At 75.1% G+C, this 23,360-nt stretch carries 17 protein-coding genes; 12 read left to right on the top strand and 5 right to left on the bottom strand.

What is annotated here, in order from left to right:
- Positions 1-46: 46 nt before the first annotated feature.
- A complete protein-coding gene (locus ABT095_RS27305) occupies positions 47-1,270 on the top strand; it encodes an RNA-guided endonuclease InsQ/TnpB family protein (protein ID WP_350532172.1) in 1,224 nt (407 codons plus the stop codon).
- A gap of 135 nt (positions 1,271-1,405) precedes the next feature.
- Here the strand turns inward: ABT095_RS27305 and ABT095_RS27300 are convergent, their stop codons facing one another.
- Positions 1,406-1,579 carry a hypothetical protein gene (locus ABT095_RS27300; RefSeq protein ID WP_350532171.1) on the bottom strand — a complete coding sequence of 58 codons (174 nt, stop codon included), beginning with the start codon at positions 1,577-1,579 and terminating at the stop codon, positions 1,406-1,408.
- Positions 1,580-1,765: 186 nt separating this feature from the next.
- Between ABT095_RS27300 and ABT095_RS27295 the strand changes: the two genes are divergently transcribed.
- From ABT095_RS27295 to ABT095_RS27260, 8 genes are read left to right on the top strand one after another with little or no spacing between them, the layout of a single operon-like run.
- Positions 1,766-3,589: a fatty acyl-AMP ligase gene (locus ABT095_RS27295; RefSeq protein ID WP_350532170.1), complete on the top strand. Its 1,824-nt coding sequence runs from the start codon at positions 1,766-1,768 to the stop codon at positions 3,587-3,589.
- Positions 3,586-5,316, top strand: a complete 1,731-nt coding sequence (locus tag ABT095_RS27290) for an acyl-CoA dehydrogenase family protein (protein ID WP_350532169.1) — start codon at positions 3,586-3,588, stop codon at positions 5,314-5,316. Before ABT095_RS27295 ends, ABT095_RS27290 begins: the two co-directional genes overlap by 4 nt.
- A 32-nt stretch (positions 5,317-5,348) precedes the next feature.
- Positions 5,349-5,645, top strand: coding sequence for an acyl carrier protein (locus ABT095_RS27285; RefSeq protein WP_350532168.1), 297 nt, complete (start codon positions 5,349-5,351; stop codon positions 5,643-5,645).
- A complete protein-coding gene (locus tag ABT095_RS27280; RefSeq protein WP_350532167.1) occupies positions 5,645-8,773 on the top strand; it encodes a type I polyketide synthase in 3,129 nt (1,042 codons plus the stop codon). Before ABT095_RS27285 ends, ABT095_RS27280 begins: the two co-directional genes overlap by 1 nt.
- Before the next feature lie 16 nt (positions 8,774-8,789).
- Entirely contained in the window at positions 8,790-9,818 is a 1,029-nt protein-coding gene (locus ABT095_RS27275) for a 3-oxoacyl-ACP synthase III family protein (protein WP_350532192.1), read from the top strand.
- On the top strand, positions 9,815-11,701 hold the full coding sequence (locus ABT095_RS27270; protein ID WP_350532165.1) for an HAD-IIIC family phosphatase: 1,887 nt from the start codon (positions 9,815-9,817) through the stop codon (positions 11,699-11,701). Before ABT095_RS27275 ends, ABT095_RS27270 begins: the two co-directional genes overlap by 4 nt.
- Positions 11,698-11,994, top strand: a complete 297-nt coding sequence (locus ABT095_RS27265) for an acyl carrier protein (RefSeq protein ID WP_350532164.1) — start codon at positions 11,698-11,700, stop codon at positions 11,992-11,994. Before ABT095_RS27270 ends, ABT095_RS27265 begins: the two co-directional genes overlap by 4 nt.
- Entirely contained in the window at positions 11,991-12,839 is an 849-nt protein-coding gene (locus ABT095_RS27260) for a 4'-phosphopantetheinyl transferase family protein (protein WP_350532163.1), read from the top strand. The genes ABT095_RS27265 and ABT095_RS27260 overlap by 4 nt, the downstream gene beginning before the upstream one ends.
- Here the strand turns inward: ABT095_RS27260 and ABT095_RS27255 are convergent.
- Entirely contained in the window at positions 12,811-13,791 is a 981-nt protein-coding gene (locus ABT095_RS27255) for a hypothetical protein (protein ID WP_350532162.1), read from the bottom strand. The genes ABT095_RS27260 and ABT095_RS27255 overlap by 29 nt on opposite strands.
- A 233-nt stretch (positions 13,792-14,024) precedes the next feature.
- On the opposite strand from ABT095_RS27255, the gene ABT095_RS27250 reads away from it, so the two are divergent.
- Positions 14,025-14,267, top strand: a complete 243-nt coding sequence (locus tag ABT095_RS27250; RefSeq protein ID WP_350532161.1) for a hypothetical protein — start codon at positions 14,025-14,027, stop codon at positions 14,265-14,267.
- Here the strand turns inward: ABT095_RS27250 and ABT095_RS27245 are convergent.
- Positions 14,264-14,989, bottom strand: a complete 726-nt coding sequence (locus ABT095_RS27245; protein WP_350532160.1) for a 4'-phosphopantetheinyl transferase family protein — start codon at positions 14,987-14,989, stop codon at positions 14,264-14,266. The genes ABT095_RS27250 and ABT095_RS27245 overlap by 4 nt on opposite strands.
- 416 nt (positions 14,990-15,405) lie before the next feature.
- Between ABT095_RS27245 and ABT095_RS27240 the strand changes: the two genes are divergently transcribed.
- Positions 15,406-18,081, top strand: a complete 2,676-nt coding sequence (locus tag ABT095_RS27240; protein ID WP_350532159.1) for a helix-turn-helix transcriptional regulator — start codon at positions 15,406-15,408, stop codon at positions 18,079-18,081.
- A 191-nt stretch (positions 18,082-18,272) separates the two neighbouring features.
- Positions 18,273-19,220: a polyprenyl synthetase family protein gene (locus tag ABT095_RS27235; protein WP_350532158.1), complete on the top strand. Its 948-nt coding sequence runs from the start codon at positions 18,273-18,275 to the stop codon at positions 19,218-19,220.
- A 181-nt stretch (positions 19,221-19,401) separates the two neighbouring features.
- Here the strand turns inward: ABT095_RS27235 and ABT095_RS27230 are convergent, their stop codons facing one another.
- Together ABT095_RS27230 and ABT095_RS27225 are read right to left on the bottom strand one after the other, a co-directional pair.
- Complete coding sequence (locus ABT095_RS27230) at positions 19,402-21,096, bottom strand: AMP-binding protein (protein ID WP_350532157.1); 1,695 nt, start codon at positions 21,094-21,096, stop codon at positions 19,402-19,404.
- Positions 21,096-23,333: a helix-turn-helix transcriptional regulator gene (locus tag ABT095_RS27225; protein WP_350532156.1), complete on the bottom strand. Its 2,238-nt coding sequence runs from the start codon at positions 23,331-23,333 to the stop codon at positions 21,096-21,098. Before ABT095_RS27225 ends, ABT095_RS27230 begins: the two co-directional genes overlap by 1 nt.
- Positions 23,334-23,360: the final 27 nt, after the last annotated feature.

Here is a 23,360-nt window from a genome sequence, read left to right as displayed (position 1 = left end):
TGATTGCTGATCATTGATCACAGACGGTGGTGATAACGTGTGACCTGTGGCGACCACCCATGTGAAGCGGGCGTTCAAGTACCGCTTCTGCCCTACCGATGCGCAGGCGGCCGAGCTGTCGCGCACGTTCGGGTGCGTGCGGAAGGTTTACAACATGGCCTTGCAGGCGCGTACTGAGGCTTGGACGATGCGGCAGGAGCGGGTCAGCTACAACGCCACGAGTGCGATGCTGACGGCATGGAAGAAGGCTGAGGAACTGGCCTATCTCTCCGAGGTGTCCTCGGTTCCGTTGCAGCAGGCGCTTCGGCATCTGCAGGGAGCGTTCACCGACTTCTGGCAGAAGCGGGCGCAGTACCCGAAGTTCAAGAGTAGGAAGAAGTCCCGCAAGAGCGCGGAGTACACATCGTCCGCGTTCCGATTTCGACAGGGCCGGTTGACGCTGGCCAAGATGGACGAGCCGCTGGCCATCGTGTGGTCCCGCCCGCTTCCCGAAGGCGCTCGACCGTCCACAGTGACGGTGTCGCAGGACGCGGCGGGACGCTGGTTCGTCTCCGTGCTCTGCGAAGACCGCCCGACGATGCCCGAGCCGGTCAACCCGGCTGTGGGCGTCGACGTCGGGATCACCAGTCTGGTGACGCTCTCCACAGGGGAGAAGATCACCAACCCCCGGCACGAGCGCAGTGACCGGGAGCGTCTGGCCAAGGCGCAGCGGAGCCTCGCCCGCAAGGCCACGGGCGACGGCGCCAACCGGGCGAAGGCCCGGCTCAAGGTCGGCCGGGCGTACGCCCGGATCGCTGACCGGCGCAGGGACTTCCTGCACAAGCTGACCACGCGGCTCGTTCGTGAGAACCAAACGATCGTGATCGAGGACCTGACCGTCCGGGGCATGCTCAAGAACCGCGCACTGGCTCGTGCTGTCGGCGACGCGAGCTGGTCCGAACTGCGGTCCATGCTGGAGTACAGGGTCGGCTGGTACGGACGGGACCTGGTCGTGATCGACCGCTGGTTCCCCTCGTCCAAGTTGTGTTCCACCTGTGGCGCCGTCGCCGAGAAGATGCCGCTGAATGTCCGTGAGTGGACGTGCTGCTGCGGGGCGACCCATGACCGGGACGTGAACGCAGCGCGCAACATCCTGGCCGCCGGGCTGGCGGTTGCAGCCTGTGGAGACGGTGTAAGACCTCAACGGAGTACTCCGGGTAGGCGTTCGTCGGTGAAGCAGGAAGTAGTCCCACCGCAGCGCGCTCGCGCAGCGGCTCAGCTGCGAGGCTGAGGGGAATCCCCGTCCTGGCGGGCGGGGGGAAGTCAACAGGGGTTCCTTCGCCTGTTGTGAGCCGTGGTGCTGCGCGGTCCTTCGGTCGGCCCTCCGGCTGGAAAGCTAACGGCGCGCTGTGCGGGGTGACCACCCCTAGCGGGGCCCCGCGGACCCCTCAGGGTGACGAGAATCGGGCTCAGAACGGCGCACGGTCAGCTTGCCGCGCCCGTGCTGGGCCCCGGTGGCGGCCAGCGAGGGGCCGAACGCGGCGTCCGCCTTGACCGCCTGCAGTTCGACCGTCCTCGCCCGGAGATCGGTGTCGGACATGCTCCACCCCATCTGGTTCGGTCGTGGCCGGGTTACCGAGGGAGAGGATCACCCGGCCGCCGCCGGGCCGGGCACCCCTGGCCACCCCTGTTCGAACTTGGGTGTGACATTTAAGGGCCCCTTTAGCGCTGATGCCGGAGGATCACGATCCGACAGCGGACGAACAGCACTGGGGGGTATGCCGCGATGGCCGCACCGCGATTCGACACGTTCACCGAGCTGCTGCGCGCCCGGGCGGCCGAGCACCCGGACCGGGACGTCCACGTCCACCTGCGCGACGCGCCGGGCGGGCCGGCGGCCGAACACCTGACGTACGGACAGCTCGACCTGGAGGCCCGGCGGATCGCCTCCTGCCTGCAGGCGATGGGCGCCACCGGCCGCCCGGTGCTGCTGATGCACGCCTCGACCACCGGCTTCCTGACCACCTTCGCCGCCTGCCTGTACGCGGGCGCGATCGCCGTCCCCGCGCCGATGCCCGGCGACGGCGGCCACGGCAAGCCCGGCAAGCGCCTGCACCGGACCACCTCGGTGCTCCAGGACACCGGCGCCCGCCTCGTCCTGACGGACAGCGAGGGGGCGCCCGAGGTCTCGCTCTGGCTGGCGAGCACCGACCGGCAGGACGTGGTCTGCCTGGCCGTCGACCTGCCCGAGCTGGGCGACCCGGCCCACTGGCGCGAGGCCGCCGCCCACCCGGACGACCTGGCCTTCCTGCAGTACACCTCCGGCTCGGTGGCCGAGCCGCGCGGCGTGATGGTGAGCCACCGGAACCTGCTGGCCAACCAGGAGTCGCTGCGCACCCTGCTCGGCACCACCGAGGCCGACCGCTTCGGCAGCTGGCTGCCGTACTACCACGACATGGGCCTGATCGCGCACCTGCTGCACCCGGTGCTGCTCGGCAGCATGTCGGTGCAGGTCGACCCGGAGTCCTTCATCCGCCGCCCGCTGCGCTGGCTGCAGGCGATCGAGCGCTACGGCGTGACCGTGGCCGGCGGCCCCAACTTCTGCTACGACCTGTGTGTCCGGCGGATCGGCGACGAGCAGCTGGCCGGGCTCGACCTGAGCCGCTGGCGCCTGGCGCTCAACGGCGCCGAGCCGGTGCGGGCCGAGAGCCTGCGCGCCTTCGCCGAGCGCTTCGCCCCCGCCGGGCTGCGCCCCGAGGCGCTCTTCCCCGCCTACGGCCTGGCCGAGGCCACCCTGGTGGTCTCCGGCGGCCGGCCCGGCACCGCGCACCACGAGCGGGTGGTCAGCCAGGCCGCGCTGGAGTACGACCAGCTGCTGCCCGCCGCGGCCGACGCCCCGGCCCGCACCCTGGTGGGCTGCGGACAGCCGGTCGGCCTGAGCGCCCGGATCGTCGACCCGATCACCCGCCTGGTGCTGCCGGACGGCGCGATCGGCGAGATCTGGCTGCGCGGTGACAGCGTGGCCCGCGGCTACTGGCAGCGCCCCACCGAGAGCGAGCTCACCTTCGGCGCCGTGACGGCCGACGGCGAGGGCCCCTACCTGCGCACCGGCGACCTCGGCACGCTGGAGCACGGCGAGCTGTACGTCACCGGGCGGCTCAAGGAGGTGGTGATCCTCAACGGCCGCAACATCTACCCGCAGGACATCGAGTGGGCCGCCCGCAGCGTCAGCCCGGTGCTGACGCTCGGCGTGGGCGCCGCCTTCGCGGTGGAGGCCGGGCGCGAGCAGCTGGTGCTGGTCCAGGAGGTCAGGTCCACCGGCGCCGACCGGCAGACGCTGCGCCAACTGGCCAACTCCATCCAGGCGTTGATCGGCCGCGAGTTCAGCATCCCGGCCGGCAACGTGCTCCTTGTGCCGGCCGGGACGGTGCGGCGCACTACGAGTGGCAAGGTCCAGCGGACCGCGATGCGCGAGCTCTTCCTGTCCGGCGCGCTGCGCGGCGAGTACGAGGTGCTCAGCCCGCCGGTGCACGAGCTGGTCCGCTCCCGCGCGCTGGCGCTCGGCGACGACCTGCTCTCACCGCTCACCGCCGAGGGGGCCCGCCCGTGACCGTTGCCGCACCGAGCACCGAACTCTTCCACCGGGCCGAGGAGTTGGAGGAGAAGCTCGGCGACCCGACCGACCCCGGCAACCCGCTCGGCTTCGCCGCGCTGATGCGGGCCGACCGGGCGGCCGTGCCGTTCACCGAGGGCGAGGCCGCGCTCGACGCGCTCGCCCTGCACCACGAGTTCGTCCCGCGCGCGCTCGGCGGCCGGCTGGAGCGGATGGACCACCTGGTCCGGATGCTGCGGCCGGTCTTCCGGCGCGACGTGGGCCTCGGCATGGGCTACGGGATGCTCAGCTACATGGCGGCCAACGACGTCTGGACCACCGGCACCGCGCACCAGCAGCAGTGGCTGGCGGGCCGGATGCTCGGCGGCGCCCGGGCCACCATCGCCCAGCACGAGACCGCGCACAGCAACGACTACGTCCGCAGCCAGATGACCGCCCGCCAGGTGCCGGGCGGCTTCCGGCTGGACGGCGCCAAGCCGGTGATCTCCAACCTGGAGCGGGCCGAGGCACTGGTGCTGTTCTGCCGCACCGACCCGGCGCCGGGCAGCCGCAGCCACTCGGTGCTGCTGCTCGACCCAGCCGAGCTGCCGAGCGAGCACGCCACCGTCCTGCCCCGGCACCTGGCGGTGGGCCTGCGCGGACTGCGCTTCGCCGGGCTGGAGTTCCGGGACTGCCCGATCCCGGCCGAGGCACTGCTGGGCGAGCAGGGCAGTGGCATCGCCACCGCGCTGCGCTCCTTCCAGATCAGCCGCACCGTGGTCAGCGCCGTCGCGGTGGCCGCCGTGGACACCAACCTGCGCACCGCGCTCAGCTTCGACCAGGAGAGCCGCGCGAGCGGACGGCGCACCGCGGGCAACGACCAGGCCACCACCGCGGCCGCCTTCACCGGAGCCTTCGTCAACCTGCTGCTCTACGACAGCCTCGCGGTGGTCGCCACCCGGGCGCTGCACCTGCGCCCGGCCGAGACCAGCGTCTACTCGGCGGCGCTCAAGTACCTGCTGCCGCAGCTGCCGATCGCCACCATGTACGACCTGTCCGTCGTGCTCGGCTCCGGCTTCCACACCGAGGAGGGCAGCCGGGGGATCTTCCGCAAGCACATCCGGGACGTGCCGGTGCTCACCCTCGGCCACGCGGGCACGGTGGCCTGCCAGGCCACCGTCATCCCGCAGCTGCCCCGGCTGGCCGCCCGCTCCTGGTTCCAGGAGGAGCCGGCGCCGCCCGAGCTGTTCCGGCCGCACGGGCCGCTGCCGCCGCTGGACACCGCGGCGCTCAGCCTGGCCTGCGGGCGCGACAGCCTGACCGCCGCACTCGTCACCGCCGCCGAGCGGATCCCCGGGCAGGGCCCGGCCGAGCGCGCGCTGCGCGAACTGGCCCTGCTGCTCACCGGGGAGCTGCGCGAACTGCGCGAGCGGGTGCTCGCCCTGACCGGCGACGGCCGCGCGCTGCCCGGCGGCGCCGCCTGCTTCGCGGTGCTCGACCGGTACGCGCTGCTGCTCGCCGGGGCCGCCGTGCTCGGCGTCTGGCTGCACGCCCAGGGCGGGGACGACCCGTTCCTGGCCGACGCCTCCTGGGCCGCCGCCGCCCTGCAGCAGGTCGCCCGCCGGCTCGGCGCCGCCCCCGTCGAGCTGCCGGCCGAGTGCGCCCTGCGGATCGGCCACGAGATCCAGCTGCGGCACGCCACCCGGCGCAGCTTCGACCTCTTCAACACCCCCGTCCCCGGCTGACCGGGCCCGGGCCCTCCCGAAGGAGACTCGACATGACCACCTCCACGCACCCCGCCGCCGCCCTGCTCGTCGACGGCGGCCGACCGCTGCAGGACTGGCTGCTGGAGCGGCTGGCCTGCTACCTGGAGCGCCCGGCGGCGGCCATCGACCCCGACGAGCCGCTGGCCGAGTACGGCATGGACTCGGTCTGCGCGCTCAGCCTCTGCGGTGACCTGGAGGAGGTCTTCGGCCTGGAGGTGGACCAGACGCTGCTCTGGGACCACCCCACCGTCCGCTCGCTGCTCGGCTTCCTCGCCGAGGAGCTGCCCCGGACGGCGGGGCTGAGCTGATGGCCGCCACGGGGGAGGCGGCCTCGGCGGCCAGGGGGCTGGCCATCGTCGGGATGGACTGCGCGTTCCCCGGCGCGGCCGGCCTGGAGGCCTACTGGGAGCTGCTGCTGCGCGGCGGCCGGGTCGTCGGCGAGGTGCCCGCGCAGCGCTGGGACACCGCCGCCGTGCCGGGGGCGCCCGCGCTGGGCGGCTTCCTGGCCGACGCCGACGTGTTCGACCACGAGTTCTTCACCGTCACCCCGCGCGAGGCGGCCGTGATGGACCCGCACCACCGGCTGCTGCTGCAGTGCGCCTGGCGGGCTCTGGAGGACTCCGGCCGCCCGCCGGGCCGTCGCGGACCGGCCGACGACACCGAGGTCGGTGTCTACGTCGGCGTGATGGGCGGCGAGTGGGGCCGGCTCACCCTGGGCGACCCGGCCGCCGTCACCCCGCAGCTCGGCGCGGGCACCAGCGCCGGGATGACCGCCAACCGGCTCTCCTACCACCTCAACCTCACCGGCCCCAGCATCGCGGTGGACACCGCCTGCTCCTCGGCCCTGGTGGCCGTGCACCTGGCGGCCAACGCGCTGCTCGCCGGGGAGTGCGACACCGCGCTCGCGGCGGGCGTCAACCTCCAGCTCACCCCCACGCTCAACCAGGTCTACGCCCGGCTCGGGCTGGCCGCCCCCGACGGGCTCTGCAAGCCCTTCGGCGCGGGCGCCGACGGGATCGGGCGCAGTGACGGGCTCGGCGTGGTGGTGCTGCGCCGCCTCGCCGACGCGCTGGCCGCCGGGCAGCGGGTCTACGCCGTGCTCCGCGGCACCGCCGTCAACCAGGACGGGCGCAGCAACGGCGTGACGGCGCCCAACCGCTGGGCCCAGCAGCGCGTCCTGGAGGCGGCCTACCGGCGGGCCGGGGTCCGCCCCTCGGAGATCACCTTCGTGGAGGCGCACGGCACCGGTACGGCGCTGGGCGACGCGATCGAGTGCGCGGCGCTCGGCGCGGTGCACGGCGTGGAGCGGCCGCGGCCGGTGGCGATCGGCTCGGTCAAGGGCAACCTCGGGCACACCGAGGGCGCCGCCGGGATCGCCGGGCTGATCAAGACCGCGCTCGCCCTGCACCACCGGATCGTGCCCGCCAGCAAGGGCGCCGACCAGGTCAACGGCCGCCTGCGGCTGGCCGAGCGGGGCCTGTCGCTGCTGCGCGCGCCCCTGCGGCTGCCGGCCGGCGAGCAGCTCGCCGGAGTCTCCAGCTTCGGGATGGGCGGCACCAACGCGCACGCCGTCCTGGCCAGTGCCCCGGCCCCGGCGCGCCCGGCCGCCGCCCGGCGTGGCGCGGCCGCGCCCGGGGTGTTCACGCTGACGGCCGACTCGCCCGAGGGGCTGCGGCGCAACCTCGCCGCGCAGGCGGAGGCGATCGGGCGGCGGCCCAAGTCCGGCGCCGCCGCGCTCTGCTGGAGCAGCAACCGGGCCCGCACCACGCTGCCGTACCGGTACGCGACGGTCGCCCGGGACAGTGCCGAGCTGGCCGCCGAGCTGCGGCGCGCCGCCGAGGGCGGCGCCGAGGCGCTGCCCCGGCCCTGGGACCAGCCCGTGGTGGCCTTCGTCTTCACCGGCCAGGGCTGCCAGTACCCCGGCATGACCGCCGGTCTCCACCGTGAGTCGCCCTCCTACCGCCACCACCTCGGCGCGGCGAGCCGGGCCCTGGCCACCCGACTCGGCTTCTCCGTCGAGGAGTTGATCACCAGCGGCGCCGAAGCCATCCACGACCCCCTCACCTCCCAGCCCGCCCTCTTCGCCGTCGGCTACGCCCTCGCCCACACCCTGATCGACCTCGGCCTGCGCCCCGCCGCCGTCACCGGCCACAGCCTCGGCGAAATCGCGGCCGCCACCGTGGCCGGGGCCCTCCAACTCGAGGAGGCCGCCGAGCTGGTGGTCGAACGAGCCATCGCGATGGACGCGACCCCGGCCGGCGGCATGCTCGCCGTCCGCGCCTCGCTCACCCAGCTGGTGGAACTGCTTGCAGGCGAACCGGAGTTGGCGATCTCCGGGCTCGCCGAACTCGCCGGCGCCGCCACCGGCGGATCATCGCCGGGAAGCCGGGCGGCGACCGCCGGAGTTGCGCCCCGCGCGCCCCTGGGCGCTGCGTCGGCCACGACGCGGACGCTCGCCGCATCGGTCGGCGCCCAGCCCGAGTTGGCGGTTGCCGCCGTCAACGGGCCGCAGGACGTGGTGCTCTCCGGGAGCTGCGCCGCACTCGCCAGGGTCGAGGCGCTGCTCACCGCGCGCGGAGTGCGGAGCCGGCCGTTGCGGGTGTCGCGGGGGTTCCACTCGCCGCTGATCGCGCCCGCCGCCGATCGGCTGCGGGCGCTGGAGCTGTGCCCGGCCGCGCCCACCGTACCGCTGTACTCCACCTGGCGCGGGCGGCTGCTCGGGGCGGAGCCGATGGACGGTGCGTACTGGGCCGGGCACGCGGCCGAGCCGGTGCGGTTCGCCGATGCGCTCGGTGCCCTGGCGGCCCAGGCCCGGCCCACCCATCTGGTCGAGATCGGCCCCAAGCGGTTGCTGCTCCCGCTGGTACGGCGCGGCGGCCTGGCCCCCGGCGCCGAGCTGCTGCACCCGGCCCCGGGCGCCGAGGCCACCGGCCGGGAGCTCGCCGAGACGGCGGCCGCGCTGTTCCGCTCCGGGCTGGACCCGGAGTGGGACGCGCTGTACGAGGCGGCGGACCGCCGCACCGAGCGCCTGCGGCCGTACGTCTTCGCCACCGAGCACCGCTTCCGCTGGAGCGGGGCCTGCGGCGCCGCCGCCCCGGCCGCGGTCCGCCCGCTCGCGTCGGTGGGCCGCCCGCTCGGGTCGGCAACCCGCGCGGCGGAGCCCGCGGCCGGCCGGCCGCTCCCGCCGCTGCTGGCCGCCGTGATCGAGGCCGTCACCGAGCTCGGCGGCTACCCGCAGGGCCACGTGGTCGGTACGGCCCGGTTCTACGAGGACCTCGCCTTCGACTCCGTGATGACCGTCCAGCTCAAGGACCGGCTGGAGAGCAGGCTGCCGCAGCTCGGCACGGTGCCGATGCGCGAGCTGCTGCCGGCGCTGCGCACCGTCGAGTCACTGACGGAGTATCTGGCCGGTCTGCTCACCGAGCAGGTGGCCTGAGGGAGATGGGGACATGATGAACGGGGGACGGATGTACCTGGGCGCGGTCGGGACGGCGCTGCCGGGCGAACCGGTGGGCAACGCGACGCTCGGCAAGCTGCTGGGCGTCAGCGACGAGTGGATCGACATCTTCGTCGGCACCGAGACCCGGCACTTCGGCCGGGACCTCGGCACCGGTGAGGTGCTGCGCACGCTGACCGACCTGTGCGCCGAGGCCGGGGCACAGGCGATGGCGGCGGCCGGCCTGGAGCCGGCCGACATCGAGTTCCTGGTGCTGGCCACCGCCACGCCCGACACCCTGCTGCCGACCACGGCCACCCAGACCGCCGACCTGCTCGGCCTCGACCACCTGCCGGCGTACCAGCTGCAGGCGGGCTGCTCCGGCGCGGTGCAGGCACTCGACCTGGCCGGCGCCCTGCTCGGCGCCGGCCGGCGCACCGGGCTGGTGATCGGCGGCGACGTGACCCACCGCCACCTCGACCTCGACCGGGACCTGACGGACCTGACCGCCGAGGAGCTGGTCAACTACCTGATCTTCGGCGACGGCGCGGGCGCCGCCGTGCTGAGCACCGAGCCGATCGGCGAGGCGGTGGAGATCAAGGCCGTGCTCAACCGCTTCGTCGGCCTCGGCCGCCCGCCCGGCCAACTGGTCGACTGGTACGGCGTCAGCGACCGGCACTCGCCGCGCCGGATGCTGACGGAGGACTACAAGGAGATCGAGAGCAGCGTGCCGGAGCTGGCCGCCGAGGCGGTCTGGGACTTGCTGGAGCTGACCGGCTGGCAGGCCGAGGAGGTGGCCCACCTGCTGCCGCCGCAGCTCTCGGGGGCGATGACCGACCGGATCGTGGCGCGGCTCGCGCTGCCCGGCGCCCGCGAGGTCTCCTGCGTCCGGGCCACCGGCAACACCGCGAACGCCCTGCCCTTCCTACAGCTGGAGCTGCTGCTGGACGGTTTCGGCGAGGGGGAGCGGGCGCTCGCGGTGAGTATCGAGTCCAGCAAGTGGATCAAGACCGGGTTCGCCCTGGAGAGGGCCGGCCGGCGGTGAGCGGGCTGATCGCGCGGCTGCGCGAACTGCGCGCCGAGGGCCGCCTGGAGAGCGACTGGCACGAGATCCCGGCCCTGCTCGCCGAGGAGGAGGGCCTGGTCACCGGCGAGATCGACCCGGCCCGGGCCGGGCGCCTGCTGGCGGCCGTCGACCCGGCCGCCGTGCTGGCCCGCGACCCGCGGGCCCGGGCCGTCACGGTGGCCGTCACCGGCCGGTCCACCGTCGGTGAGCTGATCGACCCGCTCACCGCCGAACTCGCCCGGCACGGCCTGCTGCTGAACCCGCTGCTCGGCGACCACGGCGCCTGGCTCGCCGACCTGGGCAGCCCCGCCGGGGCCTTCGCGGGCACCGAACCCGACCTGGTGGTCTGCGTGCTGGACGCGGAGGCCGCCTTCGGCGCGCTCCCCACCCCCTGGCGGGTGGCCGACGTCGAGCAGGCCGCCGCCGAGCTGCTGCGCCGGATCGAGCGGCTGACCGAGGAGCGGACCACCGGCGGCCTGCTGGTGCTGAACACCCTGCCGCTGCCCGCCTGGTACCCGAGGCAGCTGGTCGACTTCCACGCCAGGGCCCGGCTCGGCGCCGTCTGGCGCGAGTTCAACGCCAGGCTGCTGCGACTGGGCGAGCACCGGGCGGACGTCGTGGTGATCGACCTGGACCCGTTGCTCGCCGAGGGCGGCCCGGTCTGCGACCCCCGGCTGGCCTGCTACGCCGAGGCCAGGCTCTCGGCCCCGCTGCTGGCCGCCTACGCGCGCGAGGTGGCCGCCGTGGCCCGGGTGCTCACCGGTCGGCTGCGCAAGGCGCTGGTGCTCGACCTCGACCAGACTCTGTGGGACGGCGTGCTGAGCGAGGACGGCCCCGAGGGCATCGCCGCCGCCGGTACCCTGCGCGGCGCGGCCTTCGGGCGGCTGCAGCGCGGCGTGGCCCAACTGGCCTCCCAAGGCGTGCTGCTGGCCGTCAGCAGCAAGAACGACGAGCAGCCCGTGCTCGAGGTGCTGCGCGAGCACCCCGATCTGCTGCTGCGCGCCGAGGACTTCGCGGCGGTGCAAGCCAACTGGCGCCCCAAGGACGCCAATCTGCGGGAGATCGCCGAGCAGCTGGGCCTGGGGCTGGACGCGCTGGTGTTCCTGGACGACAACCCGGCCGAGCGGGCCCAGGTGCGCCACGGCGCCCCGGGGGTCGCCACCGTGCCGATCGACGAGGAGCCCGCGCTGCACCTGGACGCGCTGCTGCGCGACGGCTGGTTCGCCACCCTGCGCCTCACCGAGGAGGACCGCGAACGCCCGGCCCGCTACCGCGCGGAGCGGCTGCGCAGGGAGTCCGCGGAGCAGCTGAGCACCCACCGGGAGTTCCTGTACGATCTTGCCTGCTGGGTGGAGATCGGCCCGCCGCGCGGCCACGAGCTGGCTCGGCTGGCCCAACTGACCCAGCGCACCAACCAGTTCAATCTGACCGGCGCCAGGCTGCCGCAGGCGGAGCTGGCGGCCCACGCGGCCGGTCCGGACGGGGACCTGCTGCTGGTGGCCCGCAGTGGCGACCGGTTCGGCAACCACGGCCTGGTGGGCGCGCTGCTCGGCCGCCGGGCCGAGGGCGTGCTGCACCTGGAGAACGTCTGGCTCAGCTGCCGCGTGCTGGCCCGGGGCATCGAGGAGGCCCTGCTGGCCACCCTGCTCGGCCGGGCCCGGGCGGAGGGCCGGTCGGCGGTGCACGCCCGGTACCTGCCCACTCCCAAGAACCACCGCGCGGCCGGGTTCTACCCGTCGCTCGGCTTCAATCCCACCGCGCAGGCCGGCCCGGGCGTCGGCTACCGCCACGACCTGCGGAGCGTCCCGGAGATCCCGGGCCACCTGCAGCTGAGGACCCCCACCCCGGAGGCCGCACGATGACAAGCACGACCCACCGGCCGGTGACCCCGGCCGGCCCGCCCGGAACGGCCGGTCCGGCCGCCTTCCTCGACCTGGCCGCGTTCCTCGACCTGGTCGCCGACGACCTGGGCCTGGACTTCGGCCCCGGCGCGGCCACCGCCCCGCTGGCCGAACTGCCCGGCTGGGACTCGGTGCACCTGCTGCGACTGGTGGTACTGATGGAGCGTGAGTCGGGCCGGCGGATCCCCGTCCGACGGGTGCTCGAGGCGCAGAGCCTCACCGAGATCCACCTGCTGATGGAGGACCAGGCATGACCGCCCCAGGCAACTCGCCGCTCGGCCCGCCGCTCGGCGAGCCGGTCGAGGTGACCGCCGGTCCGCGCGACTGGGAGCGGGTCCGGGCCGATCTGGTCGCCCACGGCACCGCGCTCGCCTACGCCCGGCTGAGCGAGCTGCACAAGGAGCTGCCCGACGGCGAGGCCCTGCGCACGCTGCTCGGCCGTGACTGGTCCCGCTACCTCGAACTCGCCCACGCCGAGGTCCGCGAGCGCTACGCCGCCTCCCGGGTGCTGCTCAAGCACGCCGCCGGAGCCGTGCTCGGCGGGGATCCGGGCGCCCTCGAGCTGGCCTACGGTCCGACCGGCCGCCCGTACCTGCGCGGCTGCGACCAGATCGACATCAGCCTCAGCCACACCCAGGACCTGCTGCTCGTGGGCCTGACCACCCGCGGCCTGATCGGGGTGGACGCCGAGCGCACCGACCGCCCGATGTACGGCAGCGGGCTCGGGCGCCACGTCTGCACCCCGTACGAGCTGGTGATGCTGCGCAACCTTCCGGAGGAGGAGCGCAACACCAGTCTGGTGCGGCTGTGGACACTCAAGGAGGCGTACAGCAAGGCGATCGGCCAGGGCATGCACTTCCGGTTCACCGAGTTCGGCTTCGGCCCGGACGGCAAGCCGGTGCGGGTGCAGCGGCCGGACGGCACGGCCGGCACCGGGCGGGAGTGGGCCTTCCGCACCTTCGTGCTGGAGAGCGGCTACACCGTGAGCACCGCCGTCTACGACGCCGGGTTCGGCACCCTGACGGACACCGAGATCACCACCATGCTCGACCAGGACTGCGTGGAGGCGATCACCGAGGCCCTGGAGGGGGCGGACTGAGCCGCACAGCCGCGTTGTAGCCCGCCTGGAAGCGACTGGTGGCCTCCAACTCCTCCGTGATCTCGGAGATGTGACGCCGGCAGGTGCGTACCGACATGCCGAGCCGGCGGGCCACCATCTCGTCCTTGTAGCCGAGCACCATCAGCCGGATGATCGACTGCTTGAGGTCGTCCGAGGTCGCGGCGGCCTTCTGCGACTCCACCACGAAAGGCGTCGCGCTGTCCCACATGAACTCGAAGACCGAGCAGAGGAAGGAGACCAGGGTCGGCTCGCGCACCACGGCCGCGCCGGGCCGACCGGGGTCGGCGCCGCGCTCGGGCAGGAAGACCAGCTCCCGGTCGTAGATCAGCATCAGGTCGATCAGCTGGTCGGCGGTGCGCACCTCGGCCCCGGCGGCGGTCACCTCGCGGACGTACGAGCGGGTCGCCAGGTCGCTGCGCGCGGTGTGCTGGTAGATGGTGCGGACCTTCACCCCCCGGTCCAGGAACTGCATCGTCACCTCGCGCGCGGAGGCCAGCGACTCGGCCGGGCGGGCGCCGCCGGGCTGCACGGTGAGGACTTCGGTGCGGCAGCGCTTGCCGACCTCGTCGATCAACGACTGCACCATGGCGCCGTCGGTGATCAGGTCGAAGGCCTCCAGCCGGTTGCGCTGGCGGCGGCCCTCGAAGTACGCCGGCATCAGCGAGAGCAGCTTGGTGCGCACACTGGTGACCGCCTGCTGAAGCTCGGTGATCTCCTGCTCGGCGGGGGAGACCAGGTCGGCGGCGGCCACGTCCGGGCCGACCGGCACCAGCACCTCGGGGTCGCCCGGCATCGGCTGGAGCAGGTTCAGGCTCCGCAGGGTGGCTTCCGACCTGACAGATTCCTCGGCGCTGAGGCCGAGTTCCTTGCCGATCTGCTCACGGTTGAACAACCCTAGTTCCACGGCCTTGCGGTACGCCGCAGCGCTCATGTCATCGAGCTCTGCAAACCCGAACCCAGCGTTACCGCCCCGTGACATTCCGCCCCCGCGATGTTCCCGTAACTTGCTGCAGCGCAACTGTACGCCAGCGGCATTTCTTTGCGGTCCCCGCCGAAAGTCGGGCAGTGTGAGCTGCGCCGGACAGGGGATCGGGCCCCGCCGGCAAACGGTCGCTGACCTGGCCGTCCGGTCAGTAAATGGGGGATGTCATGGAGGGGACTTCGATGAGCAAGGCACGTGCCGCGGTGGCCTTCGCCGTACTGGGAGTTTGCACCGCCGTGGGCGGCGGCGTCGCCGCTGGCGCACAGCACGGGGGTGCGGAGCGGTCGAGCGTGGTCGTCGCGGACGACCGCTGGCCGCTGGACGTGGCCTCGCGCGTCGTGAAGCCGCTGGACGACGACCGCTGGCCGCTGGACGTGGCCACGGGTGTCCTCAAGCGGACGGACGACCGCTGGCCGACGGTCTAGACCGCGGTCCGGACCGCCGTCCGGGTCGTCGTACCCGCTCCCCGTGGCGCTGCCGCGGGGAGTGTCGTGCTTTCCAGGGCGATCGCGCTGAGCAGCAGGCCGCCCTCGGCGAGCCAGCGGCCGTGGAACTCCCGGGGGTCGGTGGCGAGCCGGGCGCCGGCCGGGAGCAGGATCTGCGCGGCGAAGCCGCCGCCGTCGGGGTCGACCGTCACGAGTGCGTCGCCGAAGTCCAACTCCCGCCCGACATAAGGGAACCAGGTCTTGTAGACGGCCTCCTTGAGGCTGAACAGCAGCCGGTCCCAGCGGGTCTCGGGCCGCTCGGCGAGCAGCCGGCGCACCCAGCGCCCCTCGGCGGGGAGGGCGATCGAGTCGAGGATGCCCTCGGGCAGCGGCTGGTTCGGCTCGGCGTCGATGCCGATTGAGGCGTACGCCGCCGAGCGGGCCAGTGCCGCACCCCGGTAGCCCGCGCAGTGGGTGAGGCTGCCGACCACCGACGGCGCCCAGCGCGGCGCACCGCGGTGACCGGGCAGCACCGGCGCGGGCGGCAGGCCGAGCTCGGCCATCGCGCGCCGCGCGCACCAGCGGACGGTGGTGAACTCCTCGCGGCGCTTGGCCACCGAGTCGCGGATCAGCTCCTCCTCCTCGGGGTAGAGCACGGCCGACCGCGGGTCGGCCAGTGCCTCCGCCGTGGCGACGCCGGCGGGCAGCAGGTCAGCGAGCATGGGGCCCCACCTCTCTCGGATCCGAGCACCCGGCGGGGCAGTTCTTCCGCCGGTGCCCGCCACGCTCCCCGAGCCCCGCCCGCCACCGCGACGCCGCAGGCCGCCAGGCCCGCGATCACGCCCGGCGGGGGCCGTCTTCCTCCCTGCCTGCTGCCATCCGCCGCCCCGCCGCCCGCCCGCTTGCCGGGCGGCTGCCTGCCGCCGGGGGCACCTTGCCATCCGCCTGTCATACGGGCGGGGCGACTGTGTCAGGTCGGGGACTGGCTGCCATGCAACTTGCGGTCACCGGGGCGGGCGCTTCAGGCGCACTAGACTCGTCAGCAGAAGCAGTGATCAGAGGCGGTTTGCCGGTAAATCCCTTGCCCTGCAAGGACGTTGGCCGGAATTCGGGGAACAAGCCACGGGGGGTGCCAGCGGTGCTGGTTCAGCGTGAGTCGAAGCTCGCTCAGTTGGAAGAAGCGCTCGACAGCTGTGTGGACAAGAATGCGACTCTGGTGCTGATCGAGGGCGCCGTCGGCTGCGGCAAGAGCGAGCTGCTCGAGGTGGTCAGTGCCAGAGCCGCCGAGCGCGGCCACCTGGTGCTGCGCGCGATCGGCACCGCCGCCGAGCGCGGCCTGCCGCTGGGCGTGGTGAGCCAGCTGGCCGCCGGTGCCCCGCAGGGCACCCTGCCCGACCCGGCCGGCGCCGCGCAGCCCGGCGCGGTGGAGGCGATGCACGCCTTCGCCCGCGCGGTCGGCGCACTGAGCGAGCAGGCGCCGGTGGTCGTCTGCGTGGACGACAGCCACCAGCTGGACGAGCTCTCCGGCCGCTACCTGCTGCACCTGGCCCGGCACACCCGCTCGATGCGGGTGCTGATGGTGCTCGCCGAGTCGCTGCACGAGCGCGCCGACGACCCCATGTTCGGCACCGAGCTGCTGCGCCAGCCCAACTTCTCCCGGGTCCGCCTCGAGCGGCTCGACCACACGGCGGTCAGCCAGCTGCTGGTCGGCCACGGGCAGGCCGAGGCCGACCGGGTGTACCACGCCAGCGGCGGCAACCCGCTGCTGCTGCGCGCCCTGCTGCAGGACCCCGGCACGGAGGCTGGCGGCCCGTACGCCCAGGCCGTGCTCGCCAGCTTCCACCGCTGCGGGCCCGCCACCGTGCGGCTGGCCGACGGCCTGGCGATCCTCGACGGCGCCTGCGGGCCCGAGGTGATCGCCGAGCTGCTCGGCACCAGCCTCGGCGCCGTCCGCCAGGGGGTCAGGGCGCTGGGCGCGGCCGGTCTGGCCGACGGGCTGCGGCTGCGCCACCCGGCGGCCCGGGCGGCGGTGCTCGACCGGATGGACCCGACGGCCCGTCAGGAGCTGCACCGGCGCGCCGCCCGGCTGGCCCGCGAGCACGACCTGTCCGTCCTGGTGGTCGCCGAGCAGCTGCTCGCCGCCCGGCACACCGAGGAGGAGTGGGCGCTGCCGGTGCTGCGGGCGGCCGCCGACCAGTTCCTCGCCGACGGCGAGCCGGCCCGGGCCACCGCCTGCCTGGAGCTGGCCCACCAGGCCTGCGCCGAGGACGCCCAGCGCACCGCGCTGCGGATCCGGCTGGCCGAGGTCGCCTGGCCGCTGGACCCGGCCGCCGGCGAGCGCCAGCTCGCCCAGCCGCTCGCCGCACTGCGCGAGGCCCGGCTGCCCGGCTCCCAACTCGCCCCGCTGGCCCGGCTGCTGACCGCCCAGGGCCGGGTCCAGGAGGCCTCCGAGGCGCTGGCCGGCCTGGCCGTGGAGCAGCCCGAGCCGGGCCGCCCCGCCGTGGGCCGGACCGACCCGCTGGACGGCCTGACCGCCTTCCCGAACTGGAGTGCGACCCGCGTCGCCGCGCCCACCGGCGAGCCCGGCGCCCCCGCCCGCCGCCCGGCCCCGCGCTGCGACCCCGCCGCGCTGTGGGCCCTGCCCGAGCACGGCGACGAGACCGCCGTCGCGCACAGCGCCGAGATCTACCTGCGCGGCGCCTCGCTCACCGAGGGCACCGTCGAGCCCGTCCTGCAGGCGCTGCGCACCCTGCTGCACCTGGGCGGCCCGCAGCAGGCCGTCCCGCTGTGCGCGGCCTTCGCCGAGCAGGCCCAGCGCCGCGGCGCCCCCGGCTGGCACGCCGCGCTGACCGGCCTGCAGGCCGAGGGGCTGCTGCGACTGGGCGACCTGGCCGGCGCGGCCGCCAAGGCGGGCGCGGTGCTGGCCGCGATGCCGCAGTGGAGCGAGAGCATGCTGCTGAGCGGGGTCGCCGGCACCCTGATCCGCGCGCACACCGCGATCGGCCGCCCCGAGGAGGCCGCCGCCGTGCTGAGCCGGCTGGTGCCCGACGAGCTCGGCGCCAGCGTCCACGGCCTCGGCCGGCTGCGCGCCCGGGGCCGGTACTTCCTGCTCACCAGCCGCTACCACGCCGCGCTCGCCGACTTCCTGGACGTCGGCCGGCAGGCCAAGCGCTGGGGCCTGGACCGCCCCCGGGTGCTGCCCTGGCGCACCGACGCCGCCGAGGCGCTGATGCGCCTGGGCGAGATCCACCAGGCCGAGCGCTTCATCGCCGACCAGCTGGCCGGCCCCGACGGCAAGGACCCCTGGGTGCGCGGCTGCTCACTGCGGGTCCGGGCCCAGCTGCGCGAGCCCAAGGAGCGCCACGCCCTGCTCGGCAAGGCCATCGAGGAGCTGCACAAGTCCGGCGACCGCTACGAACTGGCGCTCGCGCTGGCCGACTTCGGCCAGGTGCTGAAGGAGACCGGGGATCCGGGCCGGGCCGCCATGGTCAACCGCCGGGCCTGGCACCTCGCCCAGCTGTGCGGTGCGGAGGCGCTGCGCGAGCGGATCATGCCGGGCCACGTCGAGGAGCCCGCCGCCCCGGTGGCCGCCCCGCCCGCCCCGCAGCCCGACCTGCTGGCCAGCCTGAGCGACTCCGAGCGCCGGGTCGCGGTGCTCGCCGTGCACGGCCACACCAACCGGGAGATCGCGGTCAAGCTCTACATCACCGTCAGCACGGTCGAGCAGCACCTGACCCGGGTCTACCGCAAGCTGAACATCGCCGGCCGCCAGGCCCTGCCGATGGACCTCCAGCTCGGCCTGGCCGAGGTCTGACCGGCCGGGCCCGCTATGGCAAGCGCATAGCAAGCCCCCACCGCCGGCCCCGCCGCGATGGCAGAGCCCTGGCTGATCCGGCCCCTCCCCGGGGCCGGATCACCCCTGCCGCGACCGGAACCCTGGACCGGGGCAGGCGGGTCCTGGAAGGCTCGGTCCTGACAGCCGAGCCGACCGATGGAGGGTCAGTGATGACCACAAGCCCCAAGCACCGGGCCGCCGCCGCCCTGCGGCACACGCGTGACCTGATGCTCGGCCAGGTCGACGAGCTGCTGGCCGAGACCGTCTGCCGCGAGCACCGCCGCCGCCGGGCCGAACCGCAGGCCGCCACCCTGGTCAGCGGGATCGGCGAACTGCTGCAGGCCAGGGGCGAGCGGCTGCGCCCGCTCGTCCTGCTCACCGGCTACCTCGCCGCGGGCGGCGACCCGGCGGATCAGGCGGCCGTCCGGGCCGCCGCGGCCCTCGAACTGCTCGACGTCTGCCACGCCGTGCGCGAGGACGTCCGGGAGAACGCGGTGCTGCGCCGCGCCATGCCGACCCTGCACATCAGCCACGCCGCCGAGCACGAGCGCAACGGCTGGCGCGGCGAGGCCCGCCGCTTCGGCGAGTCCACCGCCGCGCTGGCCGGGGACCTCGCGCAGGCGCTCGGCGACCGGCTGGCCGCCGGGCTCGCGCCGGAGGCCGCCGAGCTGTGGGCCGACTTCCGCACCGACCGGATCATCGGCGCCCAGGCCGAGGCGATCGCCGCCACCGAGTACCTCGGCGACCCCTGGCCGGGCCGCTGCATCGAGGGCTGCAGTGCCTCCTGCGGAGCCGGCTGGTACGCCCTGCACCACCCGCTGCTGCTCGGCGCCACCCTGGCCGGCCGCCCCGACCTGGCCGCCGCGTACCGGGACTACGCCGCCGCGGTCCACCCCGCCTGGCGCCTGCGGGGTTTCCTGGACGGCGGCCCCGGCTACGACGCCGACGCCCAGTTCCTGCGCGAGGTCGTCTTCGGCTCCGAAGGCCGCCGCCAGGCCGAGACCACCATCGCCGACCTGGTCACCCGCGCCCTCACCGGCCTCGCCACCGCCCCCCTGACGGACGGCTGGCACCACGAGTTCGCCGAACTCGCCCACCTGGTCACCAGCGACCACTGAGCCCCGGACCGCCCCCGAGGCCCGGCGCCGCCGCAGGCGAGACGCAGGACGCCGGGCGGCCGTCGGCCGAGCTCGTGCCGGGCGCCGGGTCCCCCAGCTCCGACCGCTCCGATACCGCCCGGCGTCCGAGCAGCCGTCAGGGTCGCTTGTTGTCCGTCCTCCTCGGTCCGTCCCGGCGGGCTCAGTTCGGGGCCGGTCGCGGGACGCCCGGGCGGAGGCGGTCGAGCCAGCCGCGCAGGACGTCCTTGCGGATGGCGCCCTGTGCGTCGCGGGGCAGTGAGCCGACCAGTTCCAGCCGGGTCGGCCGGAAGGCCTCGGCCAGGCCGCGGGCGGCCAGGTGTTCGCGGAGGGCGACCAGGCCCGGCGGGGTGGCGCGGGCGGCCGGGACGACCACCGCGCAGGGGAGTTCGCCGTACTCCTGGTCGGTGTACGAGATCACGGCGGCCTCCTGCACCAGCGGGTGTGCGAGCAGCCCCGCCTCCACCTCGGCCACCGGCACCATGAAGATGCTCCCGGTCCGCTCGCCCGCGTGCGCCACCACCCGCAGCCCGCCGTGGCCGTCCGCCGCCGCGCTGTCCCCGGTGTCCAGCCAGCCGCCCCCCTGCTCCCAGGTCACCTCCGGCGCCGGGTCCCCGTGCGGCCAGCGCGCCAGGCACAGCTGCGGGCCACGCGCCAGCAGCCGCGAGGGCTCGCCGCCCAGGGCAGGCCCTGGGGCGAGTTCGAGACCGGCGGGCAGCAGTGGGGTGCCGCCGGCCGCCGGGTCGGCCAGGGTGCCCATGCCGAGCTCCGGTGCGCCCCACATGGTCCGCACCGGCACCCCGAAGGCCTCGGCCAGTTCACCCGGCAGCTCGGGCGGGGTGCTGGTCCGCCCGCCGCACAGGACCAGCCGCAGCCGGTCCAGGCTCCTCGGCTCCTGCCGCCAGGCGGTCAGCAGCTCGGCCCAGTAGACCGGGGCCGCGTACACCTGGTCGACCCGGGCGGCCGCCAGCAGCTCCAGGCAGCGGGCCGGGTCCCAGACGTCCTGGTAGACGCCGGTGCCGCCGACGGCCAGCGGCCAGAAGACGGTGTAGATCAGCGAGGCCAGCGAGGTGAGCGGCAGCGGGCAGAAGAACGCCTCGCCGGGCCGCATCCCCGGCCCCTGCGGGTCGAGCTGGGTACTGGCGTTGGCGTAGAGGGAGTTGGGGGAGTGCAGCAGCGAGCTGAACGAGTCGGCCAGGCCCATCACCGTGATCAGCAGCGCGGCCCGGTCGGGGCCGCCGGTGGCCAGGAGGTCCGGCAGCCGGGTGTGCCGCTCGTGCGGGGTGCGCAGGAAGTACCGCTCGAAGTCCACGGCCCCGGTGGCGGCGGCGTCGCCGATCACCACCCGGTGGCGCAGCCACGGCAGCCCGGGGGCGAGTTCGGCCAGCGCCTCGGAGTGGGCGAACCCGTCCCAGGCCTGCGGCACCACGCAGACCCGGGCGGCGCTGGCGGCCAGGATCCGGCCCAGGCCGTGCGCCCGTACGGTCGGCAGCACCGGTACGGCCAGCGCGCCCAGGCGCAGGCAGGCCAGGGTGAGCGCGGCGGTCTCCCACCAGTTGGGCAGCTGGTACGCCACCGGGTCGCCCGGGCCGATCCCGAGCGAGGCCAGGGCGGCGGCGAACCGGTCGACGTGCAGCGCGAGTTGGGCGTAGCTCAGGGTGGTGATCCGCTGCCCGGCGGGCCGCTGCGAGCGGTCCGCGACGATCGCCGGGCGGGCCGGGTCGAGCGCGGCCGTCCGGTAGAGGTCGTGCAGGAAGGTCTCCTCCCGCCACCACCCCTCGGCGCGGAACCGCTCCGCTACCTCCGCGGGCACCCGCAGGGCGGATGCCGCGGCCGCGAGTTCCATCGTCTCCCGCATCAGGTCCACCGCCCCGCCGACCAGGCGACCTGCACCCGGGAGGTGCAGTTCAGCCGGCGCATCACCTGACGGACGTGGTTGACCACGGTCCACTCCGAGATCTCCAGCCGGGCCGCGATCTGACGGTTGGTCAAGCCCTCCGAGATCAGCATCGCCACCTGTACCTGACGCGGTGTCAGTCCGTGCCCGCCCTCGCTCTCCGCCGGTGCCTCGGCCCCGCCCGGATCGGTGTCGGGCGCCGGGGTGGAGAGCGCCTCGGCCACCGCACCCGCCGGCGAGAGCCGACGGCCCTCGACCAGGGCGGTGGCCAGCGCGTGCCAGGTCAGCCTGGTCTCCAGGCCCGTCAGCGCCTCGGCCAGGGTGGCCGCGCGCGCCTCGGTGAGCCGGGCACCCATCGCCTCGCGCAGGGTGGCGGCCACCGCGAGCAGGCGCACCGCGCGCGGCTGCTGCTCGAGCCGCAGGCGGCTCAGGTTCAGCGCGAAATCGTCCAGCAGCACCGGCAGTTCGCCGCGCTCGCCGACCGCCTCGGCCAGCCGCAGGCACTCCCGCAGCGCCCGGTCCGCCACCAGCGGCTCGCCCTCCTCGACGGCGAAGGCCGCCGCCTCGCGCAGTACCTGCGCCAGGCCCCGGCTGTCCCGCCGCCGTCGGCAGCTCTCCTCGGCCCGGTCGAGCAGCTCGCGCGCCTTGCGCCGCTCGCCCTGCGCCCGCAGCACCCGGGCGAGCGCGGCGGCCGCTTCGGCCGCCGGGCCCGCCGCTCCCACCGACTCCAGGGTGGCCAGCGCCGTCACCAGCACGGTCTGCGCCCCGGGGAGATCGCCCGCGGCCAGCAGCGCCTCGCCCAGGTGGGCGGAGAGCAGCGCGGTGAGCCGCCGGTCGCCCAAGTCCTTGGCCAGGGCCAGCGCCCGGCGGTGCCGCAGCACCGCGTCCTGCGCCTCGCCCAGCGCGGTGGCGAAGGCGCCCGCCAGGTCAACCAGCCGAGCGCGCAGCGCGGTCGGCAGCGCCGGGCCGTCCTCGCCCGCCAGCCGGTCCCCCCACTCCAGCCCCTCGCGCAGCCGCCCCTGCACCTGCCAGGGCAGCCGGCAGGCGAGCAGCAGCCCGGCGGCCGCCTCGCGGTCCCCGCGCTCCTCCAGCCGCCGCAGCGCCGCCTCCACCTCGGGCGTCTCCACCGCCAGGGTGCGCAGCCAGCGGGCCTGTTCCGTCCCGGCCAGCCGGGGTTCGATCCCCGCCAGCAGTCTGCGGCACCGCTCGGCGTGGGCGTCCTGCAGCTCGGCCAGCCGCCCGGAGTCGGCCAACTCGTCCAGCAGGTACGAGCGGACGGGCTCCGGCACGGCGAACCGCGGCTCGCCCTCCCGCTGCCCGGCGACGGTGACCAGGTTGCGCTCGATCAGCGCCTCCAACGCACCCTCGCCGCTGCGGCCGACGGCGGCCAGGCCGAAGCCCTGCCGGTGCACCGCCGCCTCCGCCAGCAGGGCGTCCGCCTCGGGGGTCAGCCCCCGGCAGCTCCAGGCGGCCAGCGCCGCCAGCGAGCGGTGCCGCTCCGGCGCGGTGGCCGGGCCGCCGGTCAGTCCGGTGGTGCGCTCGCGCAGCCGGGCGGCCAGCAGCTGCACGGGGAAGAGCCGCAGCCGCTCGGCCGCGAACTCCACCGCCAGCGGCAGCCCGCCGAGGCGGGCGCAGACCTGGCCGACGGCGGCGGCGTTCTCGGCCGTCAGGTCGAAGCCCGGCGTCGCGTCCTGCGCCCGGCGTACGAACAGCGCCACCGACGGCACCTGGCCCAGCAGCTGCGGGTCGTCCTCCCCGGGCTCGGGCGTGGCGAGTGGCTTCACCGGGGCCAGCCGCTCCTGGTAGACCCGCAGCGGCTCGAGGCAGGTCGCGAGCACCACCAGCCCCGGCCGTTCGGCCAGCAGAGCGGCCAACTCGGCGGCGTCCGGCCGGGCTTCGTGATCGCAGCCGTCGAGCACCAGCAGGCTGCGGCCGCCGTCCGCCGCAGGCCCGGCCGTCTCGGCCAGCGGCACCCCGGGGAGCGGCTCCGCCCACCGGACCTGCGCGAAGCCGTCCGCCACCAGCGGCACCACCCGGGCCGCCAGGGCACTCTTGCCGACCCCGGCCGGCCCGGTCAGCGTCAGCAGCCGCACCGCATCGCCGCGCAGCCGCGCGGCGAGCTGCAGCAGCTCCAACTCCCGCCCGACCAACTCGCCCCCGTCCGGCAGGGCCTGGCCCTGCCACTGTCCGCCGGACATCCGGCCCCCCTCCGTCATGACACCACG

The sequence above is a fragment of the Kitasatospora sp. NPDC002227 genome (assembly GCF_040296285.1).
Lineage (GTDB): Bacteria > Actinomycetota > Actinomycetes > Streptomycetales > Streptomycetaceae > Kitasatospora.
The sequence above is the reverse complement of the archived record's forward strand: the minus strand, read 5'-3'. Positions and strand labels throughout refer to the sequence as shown.

Excerpts from the sequence above, each read along its gene's own strand:
- ABT095_RS27300 (WP_350532171.1), bottom strand. The coding sequence starts at position 1,579 with ATGTCCGACACCGATCTCCGGGCGAGGACGGTCGAACTGCAGGCGGTC.
- ABT095_RS27295 (WP_350532170.1), top strand. The coding sequence starts at position 1,766 with ATGGCCGCACCGCGATTCGACACGTTCACCGAGCTGCTGCGCGCCCGG.
- ABT095_RS27285 (WP_350532168.1), top strand. The coding sequence starts at position 5,349 with ATGACCACCTCCACGCACCCCGCCGCCGCCCTGCTCGTCGACGGCGGC.
- ABT095_RS27280 (WP_350532167.1), top strand. The coding sequence starts at position 5,645 with ATGGCCGCCACGGGGGAGGCGGCCTCGGCGGCCAGGGGGCTGGCCATC.
- ABT095_RS27275 (WP_350532192.1), top strand. The coding sequence starts at position 8,790 with ATGAACGGGGGACGGATGTACCTGGGCGCGGTCGGGACGGCGCTGCCG.
- ABT095_RS27265 (WP_350532164.1), top strand. The coding sequence starts at position 11,698 with ATGACAAGCACGACCCACCGGCCGGTGACCCCGGCCGGCCCGCCCGGA.
- ABT095_RS27260 (WP_350532163.1), top strand. The coding sequence starts at position 11,991 with ATGACCGCCCCAGGCAACTCGCCGCTCGGCCCGCCGCTCGGCGAGCCG.
- ABT095_RS27255 (WP_350532162.1), bottom strand. The coding sequence starts at position 13,791 with ATGAGCGCTGCGGCGTACCGCAAGGCCGTGGAACTAGGGTTGTTCAAC.
- ABT095_RS27250 (WP_350532161.1), top strand. The coding sequence starts at position 14,025 with ATGAGCAAGGCACGTGCCGCGGTGGCCTTCGCCGTACTGGGAGTTTGC.
- ABT095_RS27245 (WP_350532160.1), bottom strand. The coding sequence starts at position 14,989 with ATGCTCGCTGACCTGCTGCCCGCCGGCGTCGCCACGGCGGAGGCACTG.
- ABT095_RS27235 (WP_350532158.1), top strand. The coding sequence starts at position 18,273 with ATGACCACAAGCCCCAAGCACCGGGCCGCCGCCGCCCTGCGGCACACG.
- ABT095_RS27230 (WP_350532157.1), bottom strand. The coding sequence starts at position 21,096 with ATGCGGGAGACGATGGAACTCGCGGCCGCGGCATCCGCCCTGCGGGTG.
- ABT095_RS27225 (WP_350532156.1), bottom strand. The coding sequence starts at position 23,333 with ATGTCCGGCGGACAGTGGCAGGGCCAGGCCCTGCCGGACGGGGGCGAG.